19 protein-coding genes, 1 tRNA gene and 2 pseudogenes are annotated in these 20,662 nt (G+C 62.9%); 4 read left to right on the plus strand and 18 right to left on the minus strand.

Annotated features, from left to right (window positions below; translation table 11 throughout):
• Positions 1-18: 18 nt before the first annotated feature.
• The 9 genes and pseudogenes from ACF0H6_RS11925 to ACF0H6_RS11965 all read right to left on the minus strand — a co-directional run bounded on the left by ACF0H6_RS11925 (position 19) and on the right by ACF0H6_RS11965 (position 6,455).
• A pseudogene (locus tag ACF0H6_RS11925) lies at positions 19-1,373 on the minus strand (FtsW/RodA/SpoVE family cell cycle protein).
• A gap of 103 nt (positions 1,374-1,476) precedes the next feature.
• On the minus strand, positions 1,477-2,508 hold the full coding sequence (locus ACF0H6_RS11930; RefSeq protein ID WP_395249770.1) for a cation diffusion facilitator family transporter: 1,032 nt from the start codon (positions 2,506-2,508) through the stop codon (positions 1,477-1,479).
• On the minus strand, positions 2,505-2,867 hold the full coding sequence (locus ACF0H6_RS11935; protein WP_395249771.1) for an ArsR/SmtB family transcription factor: 363 nt from the start codon (positions 2,865-2,867) through the stop codon (positions 2,505-2,507). The genes ACF0H6_RS11930 and ACF0H6_RS11935 overlap by 4 nt, the downstream gene beginning before the upstream one ends.
• A gap of 304 nt (positions 2,868-3,171) precedes the next feature.
• Positions 3,172-3,774 (minus strand): DNA-3-methyladenine glycosylase I, encoded by a 603-nt coding sequence (locus tag ACF0H6_RS11940; protein ID WP_395249772.1) that lies wholly within the window; start codon positions 3,772-3,774, stop codon positions 3,172-3,174.
• 56 nt (positions 3,775-3,830) lie between these two features.
• A complete protein-coding gene (locus ACF0H6_RS11945; RefSeq protein ID WP_395249944.1) occupies positions 3,831-4,511 on the minus strand; it encodes an alpha-ketoglutarate-dependent dioxygenase AlkB family protein in 681 nt (226 codons plus the stop codon).
• An 11-nt stretch (positions 4,512-4,522) separates the two neighbouring features.
• Complete coding sequence (locus tag ACF0H6_RS11950; protein ID WP_395249773.1) at positions 4,523-5,149, minus strand: methylated-DNA--[protein]-cysteine S-methyltransferase; 627 nt, start codon at positions 5,147-5,149, stop codon at positions 4,523-4,525.
• On the minus strand, positions 5,146-5,652 hold the full coding sequence (locus ACF0H6_RS11955; RefSeq protein ID WP_395249774.1) for an RNA polymerase sigma factor: 507 nt from the start codon (positions 5,650-5,652) through the stop codon (positions 5,146-5,148). The genes ACF0H6_RS11950 and ACF0H6_RS11955 overlap by 4 nt, the downstream gene beginning before the upstream one ends.
• Complete coding sequence (locus ACF0H6_RS11960) at positions 5,652-6,161, minus strand: methylated-DNA--[protein]-cysteine S-methyltransferase (RefSeq protein ID WP_395249775.1); 510 nt, start codon at positions 6,159-6,161, stop codon at positions 5,652-5,654. Before ACF0H6_RS11960 ends, ACF0H6_RS11955 begins: the two co-directional genes overlap by 1 nt.
• Before the next feature lie 42 nt (positions 6,162-6,203).
• Positions 6,204-6,455 carry a cell division protein CrgA gene (locus ACF0H6_RS11965; RefSeq protein WP_395249776.1) on the minus strand — a complete coding sequence of 84 codons (252 nt, stop codon included), beginning with the start codon at positions 6,453-6,455 and terminating at the stop codon, positions 6,204-6,206.
• Between the two features lie 297 nt (positions 6,456-6,752).
• On the opposite strand from ACF0H6_RS11965, the gene ACF0H6_RS11970 reads away from it, so the two are divergent.
• Positions 6,753-7,481, plus strand: coding sequence for a class E sortase (locus ACF0H6_RS11970; protein WP_395249945.1), 729 nt, complete (start codon positions 6,753-6,755; stop codon positions 7,479-7,481).
• Between the two features lie 169 nt (positions 7,482-7,650).
• Positions 7,651-8,292, plus strand: coding sequence for an anthranilate synthase component II (locus tag ACF0H6_RS11975; RefSeq protein WP_395249777.1), 642 nt, complete (start codon positions 7,651-7,653; stop codon positions 8,290-8,292).
• 51 nt (positions 8,293-8,343) lie between these two features.
• Here the strand turns inward: ACF0H6_RS11975 and ACF0H6_RS11980 are convergent, their stop codons facing one another.
• Positions 8,344-8,535 (minus strand): three-helix bundle dimerization domain-containing protein, encoded by a 192-nt coding sequence (locus tag ACF0H6_RS11980; protein ID WP_395249778.1) that lies wholly within the window; start codon positions 8,533-8,535, stop codon positions 8,344-8,346.
• A 245-nt stretch (positions 8,536-8,780) separates the two neighbouring features.
• On the opposite strand from ACF0H6_RS11980, the gene ACF0H6_RS11985 reads away from it, so the two are divergent.
• The gene (locus ACF0H6_RS11985) at positions 8,781-9,785 is read left to right on the plus strand and encodes an alcohol dehydrogenase catalytic domain-containing protein (RefSeq protein ID WP_395249779.1); all 1,005 of its coding nucleotides are present in this window, start codon (positions 8,781-8,783) and stop codon (positions 9,783-9,785) included.
• A 55-nt stretch (positions 9,786-9,840) separates the two neighbouring features.
• Here ACF0H6_RS11985 and pknB read toward each other — a convergent pair whose 3' ends face one another.
• The 7 genes from pknB to ACF0H6_RS12020 are packed head-to-tail and all read right to left on the minus strand — an operon-like array spanning position 9,841 to position 19,382.
• A complete protein-coding gene (pknB, locus tag ACF0H6_RS11990) occupies positions 9,841-11,772 on the minus strand; it encodes a Stk1 family PASTA domain-containing Ser/Thr kinase (RefSeq protein WP_395249780.1) in 1,932 nt (643 codons plus the stop codon).
• Positions 11,773-11,826: 54 nt separating this feature from the next.
• Complete coding sequence (locus ACF0H6_RS11995) at positions 11,827-13,629, minus strand: protein kinase (protein ID WP_395249781.1); 1,803 nt, start codon at positions 13,627-13,629, stop codon at positions 11,827-11,829.
• Positions 13,626-15,083, minus strand: a complete 1,458-nt coding sequence (locus ACF0H6_RS12000) for a penicillin-binding transpeptidase domain-containing protein (RefSeq protein ID WP_395249782.1) — start codon at positions 15,081-15,083, stop codon at positions 13,626-13,628. The genes ACF0H6_RS11995 and ACF0H6_RS12000 overlap by 4 nt, the downstream gene beginning before the upstream one ends.
• The gene (locus ACF0H6_RS12005; protein WP_395249783.1) at positions 15,080-16,447 is read right to left on the minus strand and encodes an FtsW/RodA/SpoVE family cell cycle protein; all 1,368 of its coding nucleotides are present in this window, start codon (positions 16,445-16,447) and stop codon (positions 15,080-15,082) included. The genes ACF0H6_RS12000 and ACF0H6_RS12005 overlap by 4 nt, the downstream gene beginning before the upstream one ends.
• The gene (locus ACF0H6_RS12010) at positions 16,444-18,147 is read right to left on the minus strand and encodes a protein phosphatase 2C domain-containing protein (protein WP_395249784.1); all 1,704 of its coding nucleotides are present in this window, start codon (positions 18,145-18,147) and stop codon (positions 16,444-16,446) included. The genes ACF0H6_RS12005 and ACF0H6_RS12010 overlap by 4 nt, the downstream gene beginning before the upstream one ends.
• A gap of 3 nt (positions 18,148-18,150) precedes the next feature.
• On the minus strand, positions 18,151-18,633 hold the full coding sequence (locus ACF0H6_RS12015; protein WP_395249946.1) for an FHA domain-containing protein: 483 nt from the start codon (positions 18,631-18,633) through the stop codon (positions 18,151-18,153).
• A gap of 5 nt (positions 18,634-18,638) precedes the next feature.
• Entirely contained in the window at positions 18,639-19,382 is a 744-nt protein-coding gene (locus ACF0H6_RS12020; RefSeq protein WP_395249785.1) for an FhaA domain-containing protein, read from the minus strand.
• A gap of 375 nt (positions 19,383-19,757) precedes the next feature.
• On the opposite strand from ACF0H6_RS12020, the gene ACF0H6_RS12025 reads away from it, so the two are divergent.
• Positions 19,758-19,840, plus strand: a tRNA-Leu gene (locus ACF0H6_RS12025).
• A 69-nt stretch (positions 19,841-19,909) separates the two neighbouring features.
• On the opposite strand, the pseudogene ACF0H6_RS12030 reads toward ACF0H6_RS12025, so the two are convergent.
• Positions 19,910-20,585 (minus strand): annotated as a pseudogene (locus tag ACF0H6_RS12030) (TetR/AcrR family transcriptional regulator).
• Positions 20,586-20,662: the final 77 nt, after the last annotated feature.

Below are 20,662 nucleotides of genomic sequence, written 5' to 3' on the forward strand. Positions count from 1 at the left end.
ACCCTGGGGGCAGGCAGCTCAGACGGGGACGTGTTCGGTCTGGGAAGCGACTGTTTGGGGCCTGCGGGCTGCGTCGCTGATCCGCAGCAACAGGGCGACGATGATCCAGTTTGCGAGGAGGGAGGATCCGCCCGCGGAGAGGAACGGCGTGGTCAATCCGGTGAGCGGGATGAGGCGCATGACGCCGCCGATGATGATGAAGCACTGAAGAGCCATGCTGAAGGCCAGTCCGCAGGCAAGGAGCTTTCCGAACGCATCCCGGATGCCCAAGGCAGCCCGGAATCCCCTCGTGAAGAGCAGCAAATAGAGCAGGACGATGGCGAACAAGCCAATGAGGCCGAGTTCTTCACCAAGGGAAGCGATGATCATGTCGCTGTTCGCGAAAGGCACAAGGTCCGGGCTGCCGAGCCCGAGGCCTTTTCCGATCAGGCCGCCGTCGGCCATTCCGAAGAGGCCCTGGACAATCTGGGCGCTACCACCGGGGAAACGGGTGAAGGCCTGGGGGTCGAAGGCATTGAACCAGGCGTCAATGCGCAAGCCGACATGGGGAAAGATCTTTGCTGCCGCGTATCCGCCCAAAAGCATGAGCACGACGCCGAGGACGAGCCAGCTGGCCCGGCTCGTGGCAACGTAGATCATCACGATGAACAGCCCGAACAGCAGGATGGACATGCCGAGATCGTGTTGGAAGACCAGCACGCCCACGCTCGCTGCCAGGCGGTGATCATCGGCCCGGTGTCCTTGATCCTGGGGAACTGCAGGCGCCCGAATTTCCTGCCGGCCAGCAGGATCAAGTCCCGGTTGGAGGACAAGTAGCCCGCGAAGAAGACGGCGAGCGTAATCTTAACGATCTCGCCGGGCTGGAACTGCAGGGAACCGAGGCGTATCCAGACATTCGCGCCGTTGATGTCGCCGGCCGAAATGCCCGGTACGAGGGGAAGGATAAGAAGCGCGGCGCTGACCGCAAGTGCAATGAACGTGTAACGGCGCAAAAGCCGGTGGTCCTTCAAAAGCCACAAAACGGCGGCCGCGACCAGGACCGAGACGATCGTCCATGTCATCTGGTTGGTCCCCGCATTGGTACCGGTGGACGCGTCCAGCCTTCGGATCATGGCGATGCCCAAACCGTTCAATGCAACCACGATCGGGAGGATCACAGGATCCGCGTACTTGGCCTTGAACCGCAGGACAACGTGAAAGATCCCGGCCAGCGCCGTCAGTGTCCCGGCTTGGAGCCAGAACCCAAAGTCAAGGGCTTGTTTCTTGTCCACGCTGGTCATTGCGATGGCCCCGATGCCGACGCCAAGCGCTACTACAAGCAGCACCATCTCTACGTTCCGGCGAGGCTTCGCCAAGATCGCTTGCTGGCTCATGGTCGTCCTCTTTCGTGGATTTCGGGCGGCCCGGCCGTCCTCGCTTCAGTGGGTCATCATAGCCCGGACAGCTGAGCAGCCCTTGGGAACAGACTCCATTTCATCAGTGGCCCGGTCCCGTCACCGGCTGAATCACCATGTCGTCAAGCTTGGGGAGCGCGCCCCCCAGACTGTGCCGGGCCTCGTGGACAGTTTCTTCCACTGCAGACAGGCTTGCGTTGGCGACGACGATGGTAGCCGCGCCCTGCAGGCGATGGCCGACCCACCGCAATTGCAGCTTCGATACGGAAATGACCCCGGGTGTCAATTCCAACGCCGTGTGTGCGCGGTCGAGCAGTTCAGGTTCAATTCCGTCCATCAGCCGTCTCCCCACGCTGCGTACCGTTCCCCAGAGCAGGACGAGAATGGTCGCCGAAATCAGCAGGCCGACCAGCGGATCAGCCAGAGGGAAGCCGAGCAGCACGCCGCCGGCGCCAATGACGACGGCGAGGGAGGTAAAACCGTCGATTCGCGCATGGACGCCGTCGGCTACCAGTGCGGCAGAGCCGATCTGCCGGCCGACCCTGATGCGGTAAACAGCCACAATTTCATTGCCGGCAAAACCTATGAGTCCGGCCGCGAGCACCCACCAAAGGTTGTTCAGGGGTTGGGGATGGAATAGTCGATCGATCGACTGCCATGCGGCGACTACTGCAGAGAGTGCAACCACGACGACGATGAAGAGTCCGGCTAGGTCTTCCGCCCGACCGAACCCGTAGTTATAGCGGCGGGTTGCCGCGCGACGTCCCAGGATGAACGCAATCCACAGGGGCACCGCGGTGAGGGCATCGGAAAAGTTGTGGATGGTGTCAGCCAGCAACGCCACCGAGCCGCTGATAAGGACAACAAGAAATTGCAGGACCGTGGTGCCGAGGAGGATGAACAGGCTGATCTTCAGCGCCCGAACACCTTGCGTGCTTGATTCCAGGGCATCGTCGATGGAATCGGAGGCATCGTGGGTGTGCGGGACAAACAGTTCATACAGCCACCCCTTGAAACCCTTGTGATGCTCATGGGAGTGTCCGTCGTGGTCGTGGTCGTGGTCGTGGTCGTGCACGTGGTCCTTGTGGTGACCGACTTGTTGGCGACTGGTCATGCCGTTGCCCTTTCTTCCCGGTGGTGTGCAGGGGTGCCGCCCAGGGCGTGTTCCGCTTGGAAAATTGCGTCCGCGACCAGTTGCCGGGCGTGCTCGTTCTCCAGCCGGTACATGACCCTGGTTCCGTCCTGCCGTGTGGACACCATCCGCGCCAAGCGCATCTTTGCAAGGTGCTGCGATACCGCTGCCGGAGACTTCCCCACCAGCTCGGCCAGCGCGCCGACGGCCATCTCGCCGTCCCGGAGCGCAAGGATGATCCGGACCCGCGTGGCATCGGCCAGCATCGCGAAGACCTCCACGGCCAACTCGACGTACTGGCTGTCAACTCCCAGCGAGCAGGCATTCTTATCTGCATTCATACGCAGATTCTTTCACAATTTTCAGCCATATCCGCTTCGAAGACTCCGGGTGGCTACCGAAGGTCTTTCGGCAGGCCGGAGACGAGGGGTTGAATGAAGTTCTCAACGTCCTTGGGGTGAACTCTCAATGAACCCGGGCACACTATCCACAGCCTTCTTCACACCGGGTAAAAAATGGACGTCAAACCGGCAGGCCGTACTCTCAGCTGGTGTAAGGGATTTTTGCCGCAAGTGCGTGGATGTCCACATGAATTGTCCACAGCTGTGGATAAAGTTACGCACTTCTGTGGAAAGTAGGAGCGTGTCAGATCCACACTCCCGAACTTCCACGACGATGGCTGTCCACAAGATGGGTATCGATCATGCCGATTGCCTCCATCAGCGCGTACATCGTAGTGGGCCCGACGAAAGCGAAGCCTTTTTTGCGCAGGGCCTTCGACAACGCAACTGACTCCGGCGACTGAGTGGCGACGTCGGCAAATGTGCGCGGTTCCGGCGTCGAGTCCGGCTGGAAGGACCACACGAAGTCCACCAGTCCGCCTTCGCTGCGCATCGCGATGGTGGCATTGGCGTTGGTGATGGCGGCGCGGATCTTGAGGCGGTTGCGCACGATCCCCGAATCGAGCATGAGACGTTCGAGATCATCCTCGGTGAAGGCGGCGACGCTCTCCGGGTGGAAGTCCAGGAAAGCGGCGCGGAAGGCTTCGCGCTTGCGCAAGATGGTGGCCCAGGAGAGGCCTGCCTGGAATCCCTCCAGGCTGATCCGCTCGTACAGGCCCCGCTCGTCCCGTACGGGCATGCCCCACTCATGGTCGTAGTACTCGCGCATGAGGGGATCAATGGACGCCCACGGCGGCCGGGCAAGGCCATCGTCGCCAATAATGGTGCCGTTCTCGGGCGGGGTCATAAGTGTTCCTCCACAGGAAGCCGGGCAGAAGCTGCTGTTGTCATTGTGCCCCGCTCCTACGACATTCCCGTGACCCGCAGGGTGATATTGATCCTGCCGCCCGGCAACCCGCAGCCTTCAGGAGCCGTCCCCGGGCGCATCTTGGTGATGCCGTGGTAGGCAAAACGGGACGCGCCACCGAAGACGAACAGATCACCGGAGGACAGTTCGACGTCGGTATAAGGCTTGGTGCGCGTCTGAGTGTTCCCGAAGCGGAACACACAGCTGTCTCCGATGCTGAGTGACACCACGGGAGCCCGCGATTTCTCGTCCTTGTCCTGGTGCATCCCCATCTTGGCGGCGTCGTCGTAGAAATTCACCAGCGCAGTGTCCGGGGTGTAGTTGGCGGCTTCGGCGGCATCGCCGTATGCCTCGAAGAGCGCTTTTCGGCCCAGGCGCACCATCCAGTCAGGAAAGTCGAGAACCCGGCGCCCGTTCACGTCGAAGGCCTCGCGGGTGTATTTGTAGGGCTGCCAGTGCCAGCCGAGGCACACCGTCCGGACCGACATGGGGTGCCCGCCGGGAAGAACCGCCGCGCGCAAAGGAACAGGACCCTGGGTCCACTCGACGAAACGGGCAGTGATCCACTGCTGCTGTTCCAGGCTCAACCACGCTGGAACATGGACGGCGCCGGGGGCGATCAGCCGAGGGCCGGCGTCGGGCGCGTCCGGCAACTCAAGCGGAAACAACGGTTCCATCCAGGGTGAACTCATGCTGCCTCGAGAGCCAGCAAGGTGCGCTTGGCTTCGGTGCCGCCGAGGTAGTTGCCAAACGATCCATCGGATTTCACCACCCTGTGGCAAGGAACAATCACAGGTAAAGGGTTGGTGGCGCAGGCGGTCCCGACGGCGCGCACGGCCCGCGGGCTTCCCGTCGCTAAGGCGACCTGCGCGTAGCTCTCTGTGTGTCCATAGGCGATTTGCGGCAAATGCTCCAGCACGCTGAGGCGGAATCCACGCGAAAGGGCGAAATCCAAGGGCAGGCCAAAATGGTGCCGCGTCCCGGCAAAGTACTCGTCCAGCTCGCGCGCTGCGAGATCCAGGCGGCCCGCGGAGAAGAGGATCCGCGGACTAAGCTTTTCCGCGAGGCGTTCCAGGACGGCGTCGTGCCCTTCCACTTCGAACGCCACCCGCACCATGCCACGTTCGGTCGCCGCGAGCAGTAGTTTGCCGAGAGGGGAATCCACTGTGCGGTAGGCAATATCGAGGGTGTGCTGCTCCGCGGCTGCCGCTGTGAGGCGGTCGTGGAGCCGCTGCAGGACGGCTGGTTCCGCGTCATTGAAGGGGGCGAGGGCGAGAAGCCTGGAGACGTCCGCTTCGTTGGAGTCGATGCTCATGGGGACTCTTCTTTCACGTAGCTCGCTGAGCTACCGACGAGAATGGTGCGGAGCGCCTTGACGCCGTCGGCGCCGGCGCGACGTGCGGCATCGGGGGTTCCACCGAGAAGGGCGGCGACGTCCTTGTATGGAAGCCCTGCGAGGTAGTGGTACGCCACGGCCTGGCGCTGCTTCGGCGGAAGCTGCCCGACGGCGTCGAACACTTCCGCGTGACCATTCCCCGGGATGCCAAGCCCGGAAGGCAGCGTGGGCACTTCGTCCACGGGAAGTGGTTGGCGGTTCCGGGAGCGGATGATGTCGATGGATTTGCGGTGCGCGATGGTGACGAGCCAGGCCTGGACGTTTGCGTCCGCCGGAAGCTCGGGGTAGGCCTTCAAAGCGGAGAGGAAGGTCTCGGACCAGCCGTCTTCGGCGTCGTGGGCGCCCAAAACTGCGCGGCATACCCGCAGGACCGTTGGCCCGTGCTCCCGGACGATCAGTTCGAACGGCTTCTTGGGCTCCATCAGAAGAGCTTGCTCTCCTTCGCCGCCAGTGGTTCTTCGAGTTCCAGGAGGAACCGTTTGTTATCGAGTCCGCCGGCGTATCCGGTGAGCCTTCCGTCGTGCCCCACTACCCGGTGGCAAGGGATCACGATACTCAGGGGGTTGCGGCCAACCGCTGAACCAACTGCCTGCGAGAGGTTGCGATCGCCAAGCTCAGTGGCCAAGTCTCCGTAGCTGACGGTTTCCCCGTACGGAATATGTTCTAGCCTGGCCCAGACCCGTTCCTGGAACGGATTTCCGGAGGCTTTGAAAGGGACGCCGAACCCTGTCCGCTCTCCCCGCAGGTATTCGCCCAGCTCCGTGGCGGCTTCTCGGAACAATGCGTCCTCGGCCGGGACGGTTTCGCCGAAGAATTCCGGAGGCGGCATATGCCAATGGCCTTCGAAGAAGATGCCCGTCAGCAAGTCGCCCTGGGCGGTCAGTGTGAGTTGGCCCAGTGGCGAATCAATGGTGGTGTGCCTGGTGGTCATGCCTAGTAGACGGTGCAGGCGGCCGATTTGTGAGGTCGCCGCTCAGGAGCGCCAGCGCGTGGTCATGAGGAAGCCGACGATTGCTATGCCGAAACCTGCCACGATGTTCCAAGATGCCCATGCGGGAACGGGAAGCTGACCGCTGGTGATGTAGAAGGTGATGATCCACAGCAAGCCGATGATCATCAGTCCGAACATGACGGGCTTGTACCAAATGGGGTTCGGCTTGTACTGCTGGGCGGTGGCCGCCTCGGTGGGGCGGACCGCCCTCTTACGGGACTTGGACTCGGGCACGGATCCTCCTTGGCCGGCTGAATGAAAGGCCGCGCGCGGGCTTGATATCCTGCAGGAAGGAAAATTCCAGCGGTCAACGCGCACGCGGCAATTCCGGGTTCGTACTAGCAGATAAGTCTAGCCGGATTTCGGAGACTGCTTGTCGTCGGGGGTCCGCGCCCGTGAAGAGGAGACCCAGTGGCGCATCAGCAGACGGAGGAAACCGCTGCGGTGCCCGACGGCGGCCCGGAAACCGGAGCGGACGGCACCCGGCGGTCCCGCTCGGCGCGCCGCAAAGGAAGGCCAACTACCGGCGACATTGTGCGGAAGATCGTCCAGGTCGTTGGTGAGCTCCTCCTTACTGCCGGTGTCATCATGCTGCTTTTCGTGGCGTGGGAACTGTGGTGGACCAACGTCGAAGCCGATGCGAAGCAAAGCCAGGCCATCCAGGGATTTGCCAAGGATTTTGCCGGCCCCGTCACTCCGGTTGCCCCAGCCAACCCTGCTGCGCCGCCGAACTACGGAAAACCCGCGGTGGCACAGGCTCCCGGGCACAGTGGAATGATCGGCATTATGTACATTCCCCGATTCGGTCCGGATTATTCGAGGCCCATCATTGAGGGAACCAGCTCCGACATCCTGGACACCCTGGGCCTTGGCCACTATGGATCCACCAGCATGCCCGGGGCGCCAGGCAACTTCGCAGTCGCCGGCCACCGGCAGACGCACGGCGCTGTGCTGGACAACATCCATCTCCTCGTCCCGGGCGACAAGCTCTACGTGCAGACCAAAGACGGTTATTACACCTACGTCTTCCGCAACAACCAGATCGTGCTGCCTTCGCGGACGGACGTCCTCCTGCCGGTTCCCACACAGCCCGGCGCGACGCCCACGGAAAGCTATCTGACCATGACAAGCTGCAATCCGCGTTTCGGCTCAGAAGAACGCATCATTGCGTACTCAGTGATGGAAAGCTGGCAACCTGCGTCCGCCGGGCCGCCGCAGGAGATCGCCAAACAGGTCGCCCAGACGAGCGGAAAGGGCTAAGCCATGTACGGATGGATATTCCGCCACCTCCCGGGACCACTGTGGGTCCGTATCCTGACATCAGCTGCCCTCGTGGCATGTGCGCTTGTCCTGATGGTTGAGTTCCTCTTCCCTGGATTTCGCAGTTCACAACTCTCACCGACTCAACGATTGGTTCAGCAAAGCAGCCATGAGCACTACAAAAATCCTCGTCGTGGACAACTACGACAGCTTCGTCTACACGCTGGTCGGCTACTTGCAGGAGCTCGGCGCGGAAACCACTGTGGTCCGCAATGACGACGTCACCCTCGCCGAAGCGATCGAGCTGGCAGAAGCCCGCGACGGCGTCCTGATCTCCCCCGGTCCCGGTACCCCTGCTGAAGCCGGCGTCTGCATCGAGTTGATCAAATGGTGCGGAGACAACAACAAGCCGATGTTCGGCGTTTGCCTTGGCCATCAGGCGCTGGCGGAGGCCTATGGAGGCATCGTCACGCATGCACCGGAGCTGATGCATGGCAAGACTTCACCGGTGCAGCACTGGGGTAAGAGTGTCTTTGCCGGGTTGCCGTCTCCGGTGACAGCAACGCGTTACCACTCACTTGCAGCCGTCCGGGAGAGCATTCCCGATGTCCTGGAAATCACCGCCGAAACCGCAGGTGGGGTGGTCATGGGCCTGCAGCACCGCACGGCACCGCTGTGCGGAGTGCAGTTCCACCCGGAATCGGTGCTGACCGAGGGTGGCTACCTCATGCTTGGCAACTGGCTTGAATCACTGGGGATGTCCGGCGCGGCCGCCAAGGCAGCCACGCTTAGCCCCCTCATCCAGCGCTGATCGACACCGGATACGCATTCATCTCTGAACTGCGCCCACTAGCCGGTCCGGCTACTTGGTAAGGCGGTTTCTGGCCGCGTGTTCGACCAGGATGGGGACGTAGTCGCGGATCGGCCCGCCACTTAGGTTTCCGTGTTCTTCCGCTACTACTGACTCGATGTCTGAACGGGGCTTGTCAGGGAATCGTTCGGCGAGATGATTGATGACTGCCAACAGGGCCCGTGCTTCGTCTTCCTGGGTCATAGGCCAAGTGTCTGATTCGGCGGCCTGGATCGTCAACTGTGTTCCGGATGTGAGGGTGCTGACACCTGGTCCGATCCTGGGTTGGGTCCCGAGGGTCAGCGCCGACGGGTTCATGGATAGTTTGCCCAGACTGGGTGGCTACACTGTCGGTGACCGCGCGGGAACTCCCGTGCCCCCGACCTTGTTCCTCTAGAACACTGATTCCCTCATCCCACCGCATTCAACTGTTGAAGAAAGTGAGCATCATGATGAAAGCCGTTCAATTCGCCGCTCCCGGCGCTTCACTTCAATCCGTCGAGCTCGATCTTCCCGAAGTTCCCCGGGGGCATGTCCTGATCAAGGTCGCCGCCAGCGGTATCTGTCACAGCGACTCCATGCCTGCCGCGGGCTTTGCTTCCGCCTACCCCCGGACTCCCGGCCACGAGGTTGCCGGAACCGTCGAGACCGTGGGTGAAGGTGTTACGCGCTGGACTCCGGGCCAGCGAGTCGGTGTGGGATGGTTCGGCGGGGCTTGCTTCGAGTGCGGGCCATGCCGGGACGGGGATTTCGTCTCATGCGAGGTCGGTAAGGTCACCGGTCTGACATCCGACGGCGGCTACGCGGAGTACCTGGTTGCCCCCGCCGAGTCACTCGCACTGATCCCTGAGGCGCTCAGCTTCGCCGAGGCCGCCCCGCTGATGTGCGCGGGCGTGACGACGTTCAACGGACTCCGCCACAGCGGCGCACGTCCGGGAGATCTGGTCGCTGTCCTGGGTCTGGGTGGTCTTGGTCACCTCGGAGTGCAGTTCGCCGCCAAGATGGGCTTTGAAACAGTTGCCATCGCACGCGGCGCCGAAAAGGAATCGTTCGCCCGCGAACTCGGCGCGCACCACTACATCGACAGCACCACCACGGATGTCGCCGCGGAACTCAAGCGGCTCGGCGGCGCGACCGTCGTCCTGGCCACGGTCACCGATGCCACGTCGATGTCGGCAACCGTCCCCGGCCTCGCAGCCAGGGGCCGGCTCGTCGTCCTGGGCGTCCCGCACGAACCCCTCGCGGTCAGTGCCGCCAATCTCGTCATGGGCAGCAGCTCAGTCGCGGGCCACGCTTCGGGCACGGCGAAAGACTCGGAGGACACCCTCCGCTTCGCCGCGCTGACGGGTGTACGCCCGATGATCGAGACCTACCCCCTGGCGAACGCGGCAGAAGGTTTCGAGCGCATGATGTCAGGCCGTGCACGCTTCCGCGTGGTCCTCACCACCAACTGACACAGACACCCATACCGGACACCCGCCACCACAGCCCGGTCGACCCAGTCGACCGCTAGCCGCCGAAGATTCCGCCGTGGCCCGATGTGTCGCTGGGAGACGGCGTGGGGGTCGGGGTCGGGGTGGGCGTAGGGGTGGGAGGCGGGGGAGGAGCCTTCGATACAACCACGCCGATGGTTTTGCCTTGCTCCACCAGCGACTTGAAGGCATCGCCTTGGCTTGTCACCGTACCAGGGGCCACCTGCGAGTTCTCCTGCTCGGTGACCGCCATCGCCAAGCCATTCTCCTTGAGCAGTGCCTGGGCATCCGCCACACTCAAACCAACGAGTTGGGGCATAGCAACCTTGCCTGTGGACACTACCAAATCAACGGTGCTGCCCGTACCCACAACAGCCCCGGAAGCGGGCTTGGTGCTGATGACCGAGCCGGCGGGGACGGTTGGATTATTGGCTAAGGTGCTTGACCCACCTACCAGGCCGGCTTGACGCAGGAGATCCCGGGCCGCGGCTTCTGTGAGGCCGCTAAGGCCTGCCGGGACAGTCACGGAGACAGGCCCGTCTGAGACGTTCAATATGACATGCGAGTTCGGCGCCACTTTGGTCCCCATGCTTGGGTCGGTGTCGATCACCGTACCCTTGGCGATGGTGTCATGCGGGACCCGGCGAGGCTCTGGGCTGAGATTGGCGCCGTAGAGCGCTTGCAACGCCGCTGCCTCGCTCATGCCGGCCACTTGCGGTATCGAGACCAGCGGTGGCGGAGCCGGCTTTTGGTTGACAGTGTTGTACACCCAGAATGCGCCGCCAGCCAGGACCAGCACCGTAAGGATGACCAAGACCACGGCCCACGCACGACGGCGGGACTTCTGCCTCTGGGTCCGCTCGCGTTCAGGGGCGAAGCCGAGCGGCATCGCGCCGTCGTGATACGGCTCTGAAGCCGATTCGCTCGCTTGCATGGCCAACATGGTGTCCTGGGCGCCGGCGTCACCGTCATCGTCCGGCTTCCCGGCCTGGTTGTTGTCCAGGAATTCGGCGCCGGTCAGCCCACGGGCAAGACCGTCACCGGGAAACTGCTGCGTGGACGGTATGACGCCCTGGGGGTCGGTGGGGGTTCCGGCGGCAAGAGCCGGCACTGCCACGCCGTTCTTGGCTGCACGCAATGCACGGCGGAAGGCTGCCGCATCCTGGAAACGGTCGGCACGGTCCTTCTGCAGGCCTTTTGCCAAAACGCTGTCCAGTGCCTCCGAAACCTTCGGATTGAACGCGCTTGCTGGTTCGGGGATCTCGCGAACGTGTTGATAGGCGACCGAGACGGGACTGTCGCCCGTGAACGGGGGCCGTGACGTGAGCATCTCAAACAACAGGCACGCCGCGGAGTACAGGTCGCTGCGGGCATCCACCGTCTCGCCGCGGGCCTGCTCAGGCGAGAGGTACTGGGCGGTACCAACCACGGCCTGGGTCTGGGTCATGGTTGCAGCGGAATCGGCCATGGCCCGGGCGATCCCGAAGTCCATGACCTTCACTCCATGTGAATCCCCGGAAACCATGACGTTGGCCGGCTTGATGTCGCGGTGGACTATCCCGGCCTTGTGGCTGTATTCCAAAGCGGCAAGGACGCCGAGAATGAACTCGATGGATTGATCGATGTCCAGTTCCTTGGCGCGGATCAGGTCGCGGATCGTCCTGCCGGAGACGTATTCCATGACGATGTAGGGGACCCGGACGTCCTCGCCCGGGCCGCCGGACACTGTGTACTCGCCGGTGTCGTAGATGGCCACGATCGAGGAATGGTTCAGCGCCGCTACTGCCTGGGCCTCGCGCTTGAAGCGAGCATGGAACTGTGGATCGCGCGCAAGATCCGCACGGAGCAGCTTCACCGCCACGGTTCGGCCGAGCAGAGTGTCAGTGCCCTTGTGGACATCCGCCATCCCGCCACGGCCGAGCAGTTCACCGAGTTCGTACCGCCCATTGAGGACGCGCTGGTTTGTCATTGGAGTGCTGTCCTCTCTATGGGCAGGGGTGGAGCGTCCGGTTGGCATGGTGTCCTACGGGGTGGTCTTAGGGGAAGGAGAAGCGGACGCGGCCGCCTTAGACAAGTGGTAGGTCACCACGGAGCCTGCAGCAACCTTCTGTCCGGCCGCGGGTTCGGAACTGACAAAGGTTCCCGGCGCCTGGCCGGTTGCTCCGTCAACGGGGTTTCCTGTGACCCAGCGTAGGCCGGCGCCTTCGATGGCGGCCTGTACCTGTGCCTCCGTGGCGCCCGCGCCGATAGTCGGCACCGAAACCATCTGCGGACCCTTGGAATAGGTCACAGCAATCGTGGTTCCCTTGGCCACCGGACCGGAGGGATTGATGTCGATCACAGTGCCGGGCGAGGAGGCATCGAAGACCGCTGTGCCATTGACCGGGAGGCCGAGTGCGTTGAGCTCGGAACGCACCTTGTCATACGGCTGGCCTTTGTAGGCCTCCGGAATCAGGTTGATGGCTTCGGCGGTGGGTGTAGTGGGGGTCGGGCTGGCCGAAGTGGGCGTCGCGCTTGGAGTCGCCGAGGTGGGCGGCGCGCTCGAGATCTGGGGCGGGGCGCTTGTGGTGACCTGCGTCTTGCTTGGCGAGAACAGGCCGGACTGGGACAGGAATACGCCTACCAAGGCGAAGAGCACCAGCACGATCAGGGCGACGAGGGGCCACGTCCACGGGCTGCGTTTCTTCCGCTGCGGTTCGGCCGGGTACTCCTCTTCCTCATGGATGTACTGGTCGTGCTCGTCAGCCTGCTCCAAACTGCGTTCGGCGGCCAAGGCATTGGCGCGCGAGAGCGTATTTCCGCCCTCGGCAGCGGCCCCCGCAGCAGCTCCAGCTGCCGCGGCGCCGATCACCGGAAGTGCAGACGTCGACGTCGAACGCGATTCCCTGCCGTAGGGCGAGGTGACAATGCCCGTGGGTGCTGTGGTGATGCCTGTCGGCGCGGTGATGGGACCAGTGGCGGATTCGAACAGCAACATGCCCGGTACGGCGGCGTGTGCAGCGGCAATGTCGCCTGCGCGGATCGCCTCTGCGGCCTCAGCCAGCTTGATGGCGTCTGCGGGACGGTTCTTCGGGTCCTTGGCGAGCATGGACATCAGCAGTGCGCGTACCGGAGTGGGGAGGCTCTCCGGCAGCGGCGGCGGCGCGTCGTTGACCTGGGCCAACGCAATCGCGATTTGCGACTCACCGGAGAACGGACGGTGTCCAGTCAGGCACTCGTAACCGATAACCCCGAGGGAATATATGTCCGAGGCGCCAGTCGCCGTCTGCCCCGTGGCTTGCTCCGGAGCAAGGTACTGGGCCGTTCCCATGACCTGGCCGGTCTGCGTCAGCGGCACCTGGTCCGCGAGCCGGGCGATGCCGAAATCAGTGACCTTGACGCGGTAGTCCGGGGTGATCAGCAGGTTGCCCGGCTTGATGTCACGGTGCACCAGGCCCTGGGCGTGCGCCGGGGCCAAGGCCCGGGCGGTCTGGGCGATGAAAGAAAGAGTGCGGTCCGGGGACAGGACCTGCTCCCGTTCCAGGATGCTGCTCAGCGGCTGCCCCGGCACCAGTTCCATGACCAGGTAGGCGGAGCCGTCTTCCTCGCCGTAGTCGAAGACGTTGGCGATCCCCACGTGGTTAAGCAACGCGGTATGGCGGGCCTCGGCGCGGAACCGCTGGAGGAAACCGGGGTCACCCGTGTATTCCTCCTTGAGCACCTTGATGGCGACGATCCGTCCAAGGATCTGGTCCTTGGCCCTCCAGACCTCTCCCATGCCGCCAATCGCAATACGACTGGTCAGCTGGAACCTGCCGCCGAGGGTGATTCCTGACGTAGGCCTCACTTATTCAACACCGCCTCAAAAATCTTCTTCGCGTTCGGACTGGTTAGCTTTGCGCCGGTTGACACGTCAACGCCTTCCATAACAATGGTGACGGCTACCTGCGGGTCGTTGGCCGGGGCGAACCCCGTAAACCATGAATTATTCAGGCCGGTATTTCCGAGTTGCGCCGTACCGGTCTTTCCGGCCACCTGGACGCCCGGTACCGCTGCGCCGCTCGCAATTCCCTTGGATACGACGTCGGTCATCCACTGGGTGATCTGGCTGGCGATCTCAGGTGTGGTGGAGGTACGCAACGCCTCGGGTTTGGGCTCATTGATCACACGGAGGTCAGGTGCCCGCACAGTCTTGATGAGGTCTGGTTTCATCTGGACTCCCTGATTGGCAATGGCCGCGGTCATCATGGCAATTTGCAGCGGAGTGGCCCGGACATCACGCTGGCCCACGGCGGACTGGGCCAGCGCGGCCTGGTCGAGGTTCTTTGGGAAATTGCTGATCGCGGACTGGAGCTTGAGCTGGTCACCAAAATCCTGACCGAAGCCGAATTTGCTCGCCTGGTCCGAGATTGCTTTCTCGCCCAGGTCCAAGGCGATGCTGGCGAACGGTGTGTTGCAGGACTGCTCCAAGGCGAAAGCGAAGTCTGCCGTATTGCGGACAGAGCAATTGCCACCGGCGTAGTTCGGCAACGAGGCACTGGAACCGGGCAAAGGCAGGCTGTCCGGGTTCGGCAGCACGCTGTCCTTGTTGTACTTTCCGGAGCTCAATGCTGCCGCCGTGTCGACGAGTTTGAACACCGAACCGGGAGCCAACAGCGCACCTGTGGGTCCGCTGACGGACTGGTTGAGGTTGATGCCGGGAACCTTGTTGATCTGCTCGTAGGCGGTCTGTTCCTTGGCCGGATCGTGGGTAGCGATCAGGTTGGGATCATAGGACGGCTTGGAGACCATCGCGATGATTGCGCCGGTCTTCGGGTTGGTGACGACAATCGAGCCACGCTGGCCGTCGGGAATGAGATCGTAGGCAAGCTTTTGGATCACCGGATCGATGGTCAACTCCACCGAGGCGCCCTTCGGTTGGCTGCCAAGGAAGATCTGACTCACCCGGTCGAGGAAGAGCTGGTCAGAGCTGCCGGCAAGCTCATCGCGGAGCTGCTGCTCAAGCCCCGTGGATCCGTAGGTCCTGGAGAAGTATCCCGTGATGCCCGCATAGAGCTCCGGTTGGGCGTAACTGCGCTGGTACTTGCAGGTTTCATCCCCGGCAACGGACTCGGCAATGGGCTTGCCGCCCACGATGATGGAACCGCGATCGTTGCAATAATTCGCCAGGACGGCGCGCTGGTTCCACGGGTTGTCATTGAGGTCGGTCGCACCAATGACTTGGACATAGCTGATCGCTCCAAAGAGCAGGGCAAACATGGCAACGGCTGCCATCCACGCGTTGCGTATGGAATGGTTCATGGGGTCTTCACCGCCTCTGTGAGGGCATGGGATATGGGCGTGGTGTCCACCGGGCCGCGCGCGGTGTTCGAAATCATGAGCAACAGGCCCACGATGATCCAGTTGGCAAGCAAAGAGGAGCCGCCTGCCGCCAGGAAAGGAGTGGTGAGTCCGGTCAACGGAATCAGGCGGGTGACACCGCCGATCACCACGAAGCACTGCAAGGCGATGGCAAAGGACAGTCCACAGGCCAAAAGCTTGCCGAAAGCGTCCCTAGTGCCGAGAGCGGCCCGGAACCCGCGGGTGAAGAGCAGCAAATAAAGCAAGACGACGGCGAAGAGTCCAATCAGGCCCAGTTCCTCACCAATGAGGGCGACGATCATGTCACTATTGGCGAACGGCACCAGATCGGGCCTTCCCTGGCCAAGACCTGTGCCGATAAGACCGCCGTCGGCCATGCCGAAGAGTCCCTGGACGATCTGCGCGCTGCCGCCCGGGAAGCGGCCGAACACTTCCGGTGTGAAGGCGTTCCACCAGCTGTCCAGACGAAACGCGACGTGCGCGAAGAACTTCGACGCCAGGAATCCGCCGCCCAGGAGCAGCGCGACGCCGATCACCACCCAGCTGATTCGGCTTGTTGCCACGTAGATCATGACGATGAATAAGCCGAAGAAAAGGGCCGAGGTACCGAGATCCCGCTGGAAGACCAGGATGCCGATGCTCACGAGCCATGCGGTGATCATGGGACCCAGGTCCTTGAAACGCGGCAATTGCACGGGGCCGACCTTCCGGCCGGCAAGCAGGATGAGGTCCCTGTTGGAGGAGAGATACCCTGCGAAGAATATGGCCAAAGTGATCTTGGCGATTTCGCCGGGCTGGAACGTCATGGGACCCAGCTTGATCCAGACGCTGGCGCCCAGGACCTCGCCCGCAGAGATGCCCGGTACGAGCGGCAGGACCAGGAGAACCGCGCTTGCGGCCAGCGAGATAAAGGTAAAACGGCGAAGGAGGCGGTGATCCTTGAGCAGCCAGATCGCCGCAATTGACACAGCCATAGCCAAAAGCGTCCAACGCAGCTGGTTGTTGCCGGTGTCTTCTCCGGGCTGGTCCATCCGATGGATGAGTGCAAGACCCAAGCCGTTCAGCGCAACCACAATCGGAAGAATTACCGGGTCGGCATATTTTGCGCGGGCCCTGAGCACTAGGTGGAACGCGAATGTTGCCAAGACCAGAAGGCTCGATTGGAACCAGAAATCGCCGTCGAAGGCGGCTGCACTGTTAAGTCCGACCATGGCGCTGGCGCCGATTCCCACCGCAAGGGCAAGGACCAGGAGGACGAGCTCGACATTTCGGCGTGGCCGCGGCGCGATCAGTGCCAGGCTCATGGTGACACCGCGCACGTGGGGACCGGCGTCGAAGTGGGCGAAGATGTCGGCGCGTTCGAAGGGCTTGGAATTGCGGGCGTGGAGGCCGTCGTGCTGGGGCTTGGCGTCGCGGGGCCCGTTGTGCTCGGGCTCGCCGTGGGCTTGCGCGTGCCCGTGGGGCAACTGGAGGGCAGGCCTGTGGTGCCATTGTCCTGCAGGCTCTTGACGATTTGCTGGGCGTCGGCCAGATCGCGTGCCGGGACTGTTTGGCGAACGATCTGCTGGGTGTAGTCCGGCAACGAGTCCATGCGGATGGTGGTTACAGACTCCACCTTGGAGAGCTGGAACGGACCAAGGGTTTGCGAAATGCCATTGAAGATCGCCACGTGCTGATTGAACTCACCGACGTAGTAGCGCGTCTGGGTCCAGGCATAACCGAGCCACAGCCCTGCGAACACGAGAACAGCCAAGACCGCGGCGATGGTAATCGTCAGCCAGCGGCGCTTCCTGGTGGGGAGGGGCAGTGTGTCCGGGCGGTCCTGGTCAGCTTTGTGCGTCAGCACCGTGGCAGCGCGGCGGGCGACACTGCGCCCGGCCACCGTGGGGATGGAACCCGTTTCGGCAGCCGTTGCGGCGGCACCCACCAATTCGTGCGGCCTGCTTGAAAGTTCTTCGCGGAGAATCTCCGCTGACAGGTGTTCACCTAGGTGAGGATCTGTCGCCGTCGGCGGTTCGCCCGCCGTGTCGGTAGTCTCGGCGGGTTTTTCGTCTTCGGTGGGGGCGGACTCCGGTGCGGTGCCGCCGGCAGCAGTGGCGGAAGCGCCGGCGTCGGACGCTGTTCCTGTGGGCGTGATCGGAGGGTTAGTGGCGCCGGTGGTGGGAGCGCCCGGGTTCGGGGCGGCAAGTGCCTCCGGATTGACGAGCTCGACGGCGGCCGTGCTGAGATCGCCGCTGGTCTCCTCCACGATTTCCAGAAGCACCACGGTGACGTTGTCCGGAGCCCCGTTGGCGAGCGTGAGCTCGACGAGGAGATCGGCGCACTCGGCGAGGTCCTTGGCTTCGCGGACCACCTGCTCCACCACAGCGCCTCGGACATAGTTCAGGCCATCGGAGCAAAGGAGCCAGCGTTCGCCGGGTTCGACGTCGAGCTCGTCCAGGTCAAGTTCAGGGCTGGCGTCCACGTCGCCCAGGACGCGCATGAGGACGTTCTTGTGCGGGTGGGTTTCGGCTTCCTCCGGGCGCAGCCGGCCTTCGTCGATCAGCCTCTGGACGAAAGTGTGGTCCACGCTGATTTGCTCGAATTTGCCGTTGCGCAGGCGGTAGGCGCGGGAATCGCCGATGTGGGCGAAGTGCAGCCGGGTGCCTTCGAGCAAGAGGGCAGTGACCGTGGTGCCCATGCCAGCGAGCTTCGGGTCAACGTGGACAAGCTCGGAGAGCAAGGAATTGGCGGTCTGGATTTCGTCTGCCAGGACTGTTTCAGCGCCGTCGGGGTAAGAATCGTGATCGAGGTGGATCATATCCAACACGGTGGATGCCGAGGCGACGTCTCCGCCCGCATGACCGCCCATGCCGTCCGCGACAACCGCAAGATGCCGGCCGGCGTAGGCAGAGTCGTCGTTCTTAGAGCGGACACGCCCGACGTCGGACCGCGCAGCGTAGCGCATGATCAGGGGGCGTTCCGGAGGCAGCGCCGTGCCCTCGGATGTCTGGGGGGAAGCCATGGGCTACGCCCTCAATTCGATGACCGTCTTGCCGATCCTCACGGGGACGCCAAGCTCCACCGGCAGGGCGCGGGTCAATTGTTGGTCGGCGAGGTAAGTGCCGTTCGTGGAGCCGAGATCTTCGATGAACCACCGGCTGCCTTGGGGGAACAGGCGCGCGTGCCGGCCCGAGGCGTAGTCATCCTCGAGGACCAGCGTGGCCTCTTGTGCGCGGCCTAGCAGGATGGGGCTGGCTGCCAAAGGGAGCATGGTCCCTTTGAGGGGACCCTCGACGACGACCAGCTGGCGTGCCTGTTGCTTCACCGGCTGGGGTGGTGCAGGGGCGAGTTCCGGATGCTTGCGCACCTCGCGCGCAGTCGGTGTTCCCATGGCTGCCTTACGGCCGATCACTAGATCGCGGCGCATGGTCGAGACGATGCTGAAGATCAGTACCCACAGCAGCAGCAGAAAGCCGAAACGGAGCGCGGTGATGGTCAGTTCGCTGATGTCGCTCACGGGCGCCCACCAGCGGGCAGGGGGAGAAGTCTGAAAATGATCTTGGTCCGTCCCATAGTGATGGTGGATCCGTCAGTAAGTTCCACACTGCCGTCCACTTTATGGCCGTTGACGTAACTTCCGTTGGTGGAGCCCAAGTCGACAGCGCGGATGATGCCGTCCGTCGTCTGGATTTCCAAGTGTTTGCGCGAGACTCCGGTATCGTCCACCAGGATGTCGGCTTCGGAGGACCGGCCCAGCACGATCGAAGGTGCATTGAGGGAGTAGCGCTGACCGCCAATGTCCAGGACAGGCTGGAGTTCCGTGGGCTTGCGGCTTGGCGCTGCGGGGACATTGGGCCGCTGGGGAGCAGGAGCTGCAGCCCCGTCGGATTTCTGGGTGGTCGAGGTGATTTCGAAGTGGCCTTCGCGCTGGGCATCATCGTGATTGAAGGAGATCCGGACCGGACCCTGCAGGATGTAGCCCTGGCTGCGCACGTGCTGGATGACGACGTCGCATAATTCTTCGGCCAGGGGAGTTCCCCATTCCTCGGCGCGAGCGAAATCTGCGTCGCTCAGGAGAACCTCGAAGACGTTGGGAGCCAACGTCCGGCCAGCAGAGATGGTGATGGACTTGTGATCCAGTTCGCGGCGAAGCCTGCTGGCTATTTCCACCGGCTCCACCCGCGCCTTCGACCCGGTGGAGAAGACGCCGCGGACGGCCTTTTCGATGCCGCGTTCAACCCTGTCAAGCAAACCCATGGTCCTTCTCCTTCCGTTTCGTTCACGCTTAACTACGAGTAGTCAGGACAAATCCCCGCGGGCGCCGGAGCGCACGCAAGAAGCCTGACCTCAACCCCGATACTACTGGGCAAGACTGTGAATGGCCTTATTCCACAACGCCCGGAACACGGGAAAAGTTCGCTTTCGCACCTTATTTCCGTGCGTTCGCTGCGTTGATTCCGGACCTTGGGGTTACCGGAAGGGCGGCGTGAAATCCACGAATTCCGGTGCTCTCCACGGCCCCATCATTGGCGGATTGGTGTTTTCAAGTGATTGTCCGTTATGCTTGATCTCGCTGCTTTCGCAGGGGTGAGGCCGGGGAAAGCCTGGTACGGCCCGGGCGAAGGAAGTTGCGCGCGAGTGGCGGAACGGCAGACGCGCTGGCTTCAGGTGCCAGTATCCGAAAGGGTGTGGGGGTTCAAATCCCCCCTCGCGCACGCAATTGAAAGGAACCCCGGTCTTTAGGCCGGGGTTCCTTTTGTTTAAGTCGGGCTGTTTAACTCGGGCTACGCACGAAGCGCCCCGAGCCCGCTGATTAAGGCATCCAAGCCCATGCTGAATGCGAGGTCCGAAGGGTAGTTGTTCCGCTCGGGTCCCAAGCTGCGGACCGCGGAAGTGAAGTGCGGCGTCGAATCGGCCAGCTTGCCGGAATCGAAGATGTCCGCAGGCGCGTTCGCGTCGAAAGCGGCGCCGAAAATATAGGCCTCGAGTGCCACGATGCTCGGAATGATCTGCTGCTCAGGGAAGCCTGCCCGGAGGAATCCCTCGGTCACGGCTTCGTACATGGCGAGCGTTTGGGGCGCGTCTGTCACCGGCAGGACTGCGATCACCGAGATCAGCGGGGTGTGCTTGGCGAAGATCCCCCGGTAGGAATAGGCCCACTGCCGGACGGCGTCCGCCCAGGGCAGCGTGCCGAAACCGCCGAAGTCGACCTTGGACATCAGATCCTCTTCCACCAGCTTGAGGACCTCGTCCTTGGAGGACACATGGTTGTAAAGGGCCGACGGCGCGACGTCCAGAGAGCGGGCCAGCGCGGCCATAGTGAGCCCGTCGTAGCCCTTCTTGCTGACCAGTTCCAGCGCTGCGGCAGTGATTCCGCCCTGGTACCAGGACCGCAGCCATGGGCCGGCCTGCCCTACGGCGCGCTCTGGTCTCGCCGGGAGCGGGGGTGGGTGCGGGCATCGCTGACCTTTCTGGAGGATGTGTCTAAGCATTATTCCACTGGGGTCTTCACAGCCGGGTTCAACCCGGCTACAGTT

It is taken from the genome of Arthrobacter sp. NA-172, from assembly GCF_043952055.1.
Lineage (GTDB): Bacteria > Actinomycetota > Actinomycetes > Actinomycetales > Micrococcaceae > Arthrobacter.

Excerpts from the sequence above, each read along its gene's own strand:
- ACF0H6_RS11980 (WP_395249778.1), bottom strand. The coding sequence starts at position 8,535 with ATGACCCAGGAAGACGAAGCACGGGCCCTGTTGGCAGTCATCAATCAT.
- ACF0H6_RS12020 (WP_395249785.1), bottom strand. The coding sequence starts at position 19,382 with ATGGGTTTGCTTGACAGGGTTGAACGCGGCATCGAAAAGGCCGTCCGC.
- ACF0H6_RS12010 (WP_395249784.1), bottom strand. The coding sequence starts at position 18,147 with ATGGCTTCCCCCCAGACATCCGAGGGCACGGCGCTGCCTCCGGAACGC.
- ACF0H6_RS11985 (WP_395249779.1), top strand. The coding sequence starts at position 8,781 with ATGATGAAAGCCGTTCAATTCGCCGCTCCCGGCGCTTCACTTCAATCC.
- ACF0H6_RS11930 (WP_395249770.1), bottom strand. The coding sequence starts at position 2,508 with ATGACCAGTCGCCAACAAGTCGGTCACCACAAGGACCACGTGCACGAC.
- ACF0H6_RS11960 (WP_395249775.1), bottom strand. The coding sequence starts at position 6,161 with ATGACCACCAGGCACACCACCATTGATTCGCCACTGGGCCAACTCACA.
- ACF0H6_RS11940 (WP_395249772.1), bottom strand. The coding sequence starts at position 3,774 with ATGACCCCGCCCGAGAACGGCACCATTATTGGCGACGATGGCCTTGCC.
- ACF0H6_RS11955 (WP_395249774.1), bottom strand. The coding sequence starts at position 5,652 with ATGGAGCCCAAGAAGCCGTTCGAACTGATCGTCCGGGAGCACGGGCCA.
- ACF0H6_RS11935 (WP_395249771.1), bottom strand. The coding sequence starts at position 2,867 with ATGAATGCAGATAAGAATGCCTGCTCGCTGGGAGTTGACAGCCAGTAC.
- ACF0H6_RS11975 (WP_395249777.1), top strand. The coding sequence starts at position 7,651 with ATGAGCACTACAAAAATCCTCGTCGTGGACAACTACGACAGCTTCGTC.
- ACF0H6_RS12000 (WP_395249782.1), bottom strand. The coding sequence starts at position 15,083 with ATGAACCATTCCATACGCAACGCGTGGATGGCAGCCGTTGCCATGTTT.
- ACF0H6_RS11950 (WP_395249773.1), bottom strand. The coding sequence starts at position 5,149 with ATGAGCATCGACTCCAACGAAGCGGACGTCTCCAGGCTTCTCGCCCTC.
- ACF0H6_RS11945 (WP_395249944.1), bottom strand. The coding sequence starts at position 4,511 with ATGGAACCGTTGTTTCCGCTTGAGTTGCCGGACGCGCCCGACGCCGGC.
- pknB (WP_395249780.1), bottom strand. The coding sequence starts at position 11,772 with ATGACAAACCAGCGCGTCCTCAATGGGCGGTACGAACTCGGTGAACTG.
- ACF0H6_RS12005 (WP_395249783.1), bottom strand. The coding sequence starts at position 16,447 with ATGAGCCTGGCACTGATCGCGCCGCGGCCACGCCGAAATGTCGAGCTC.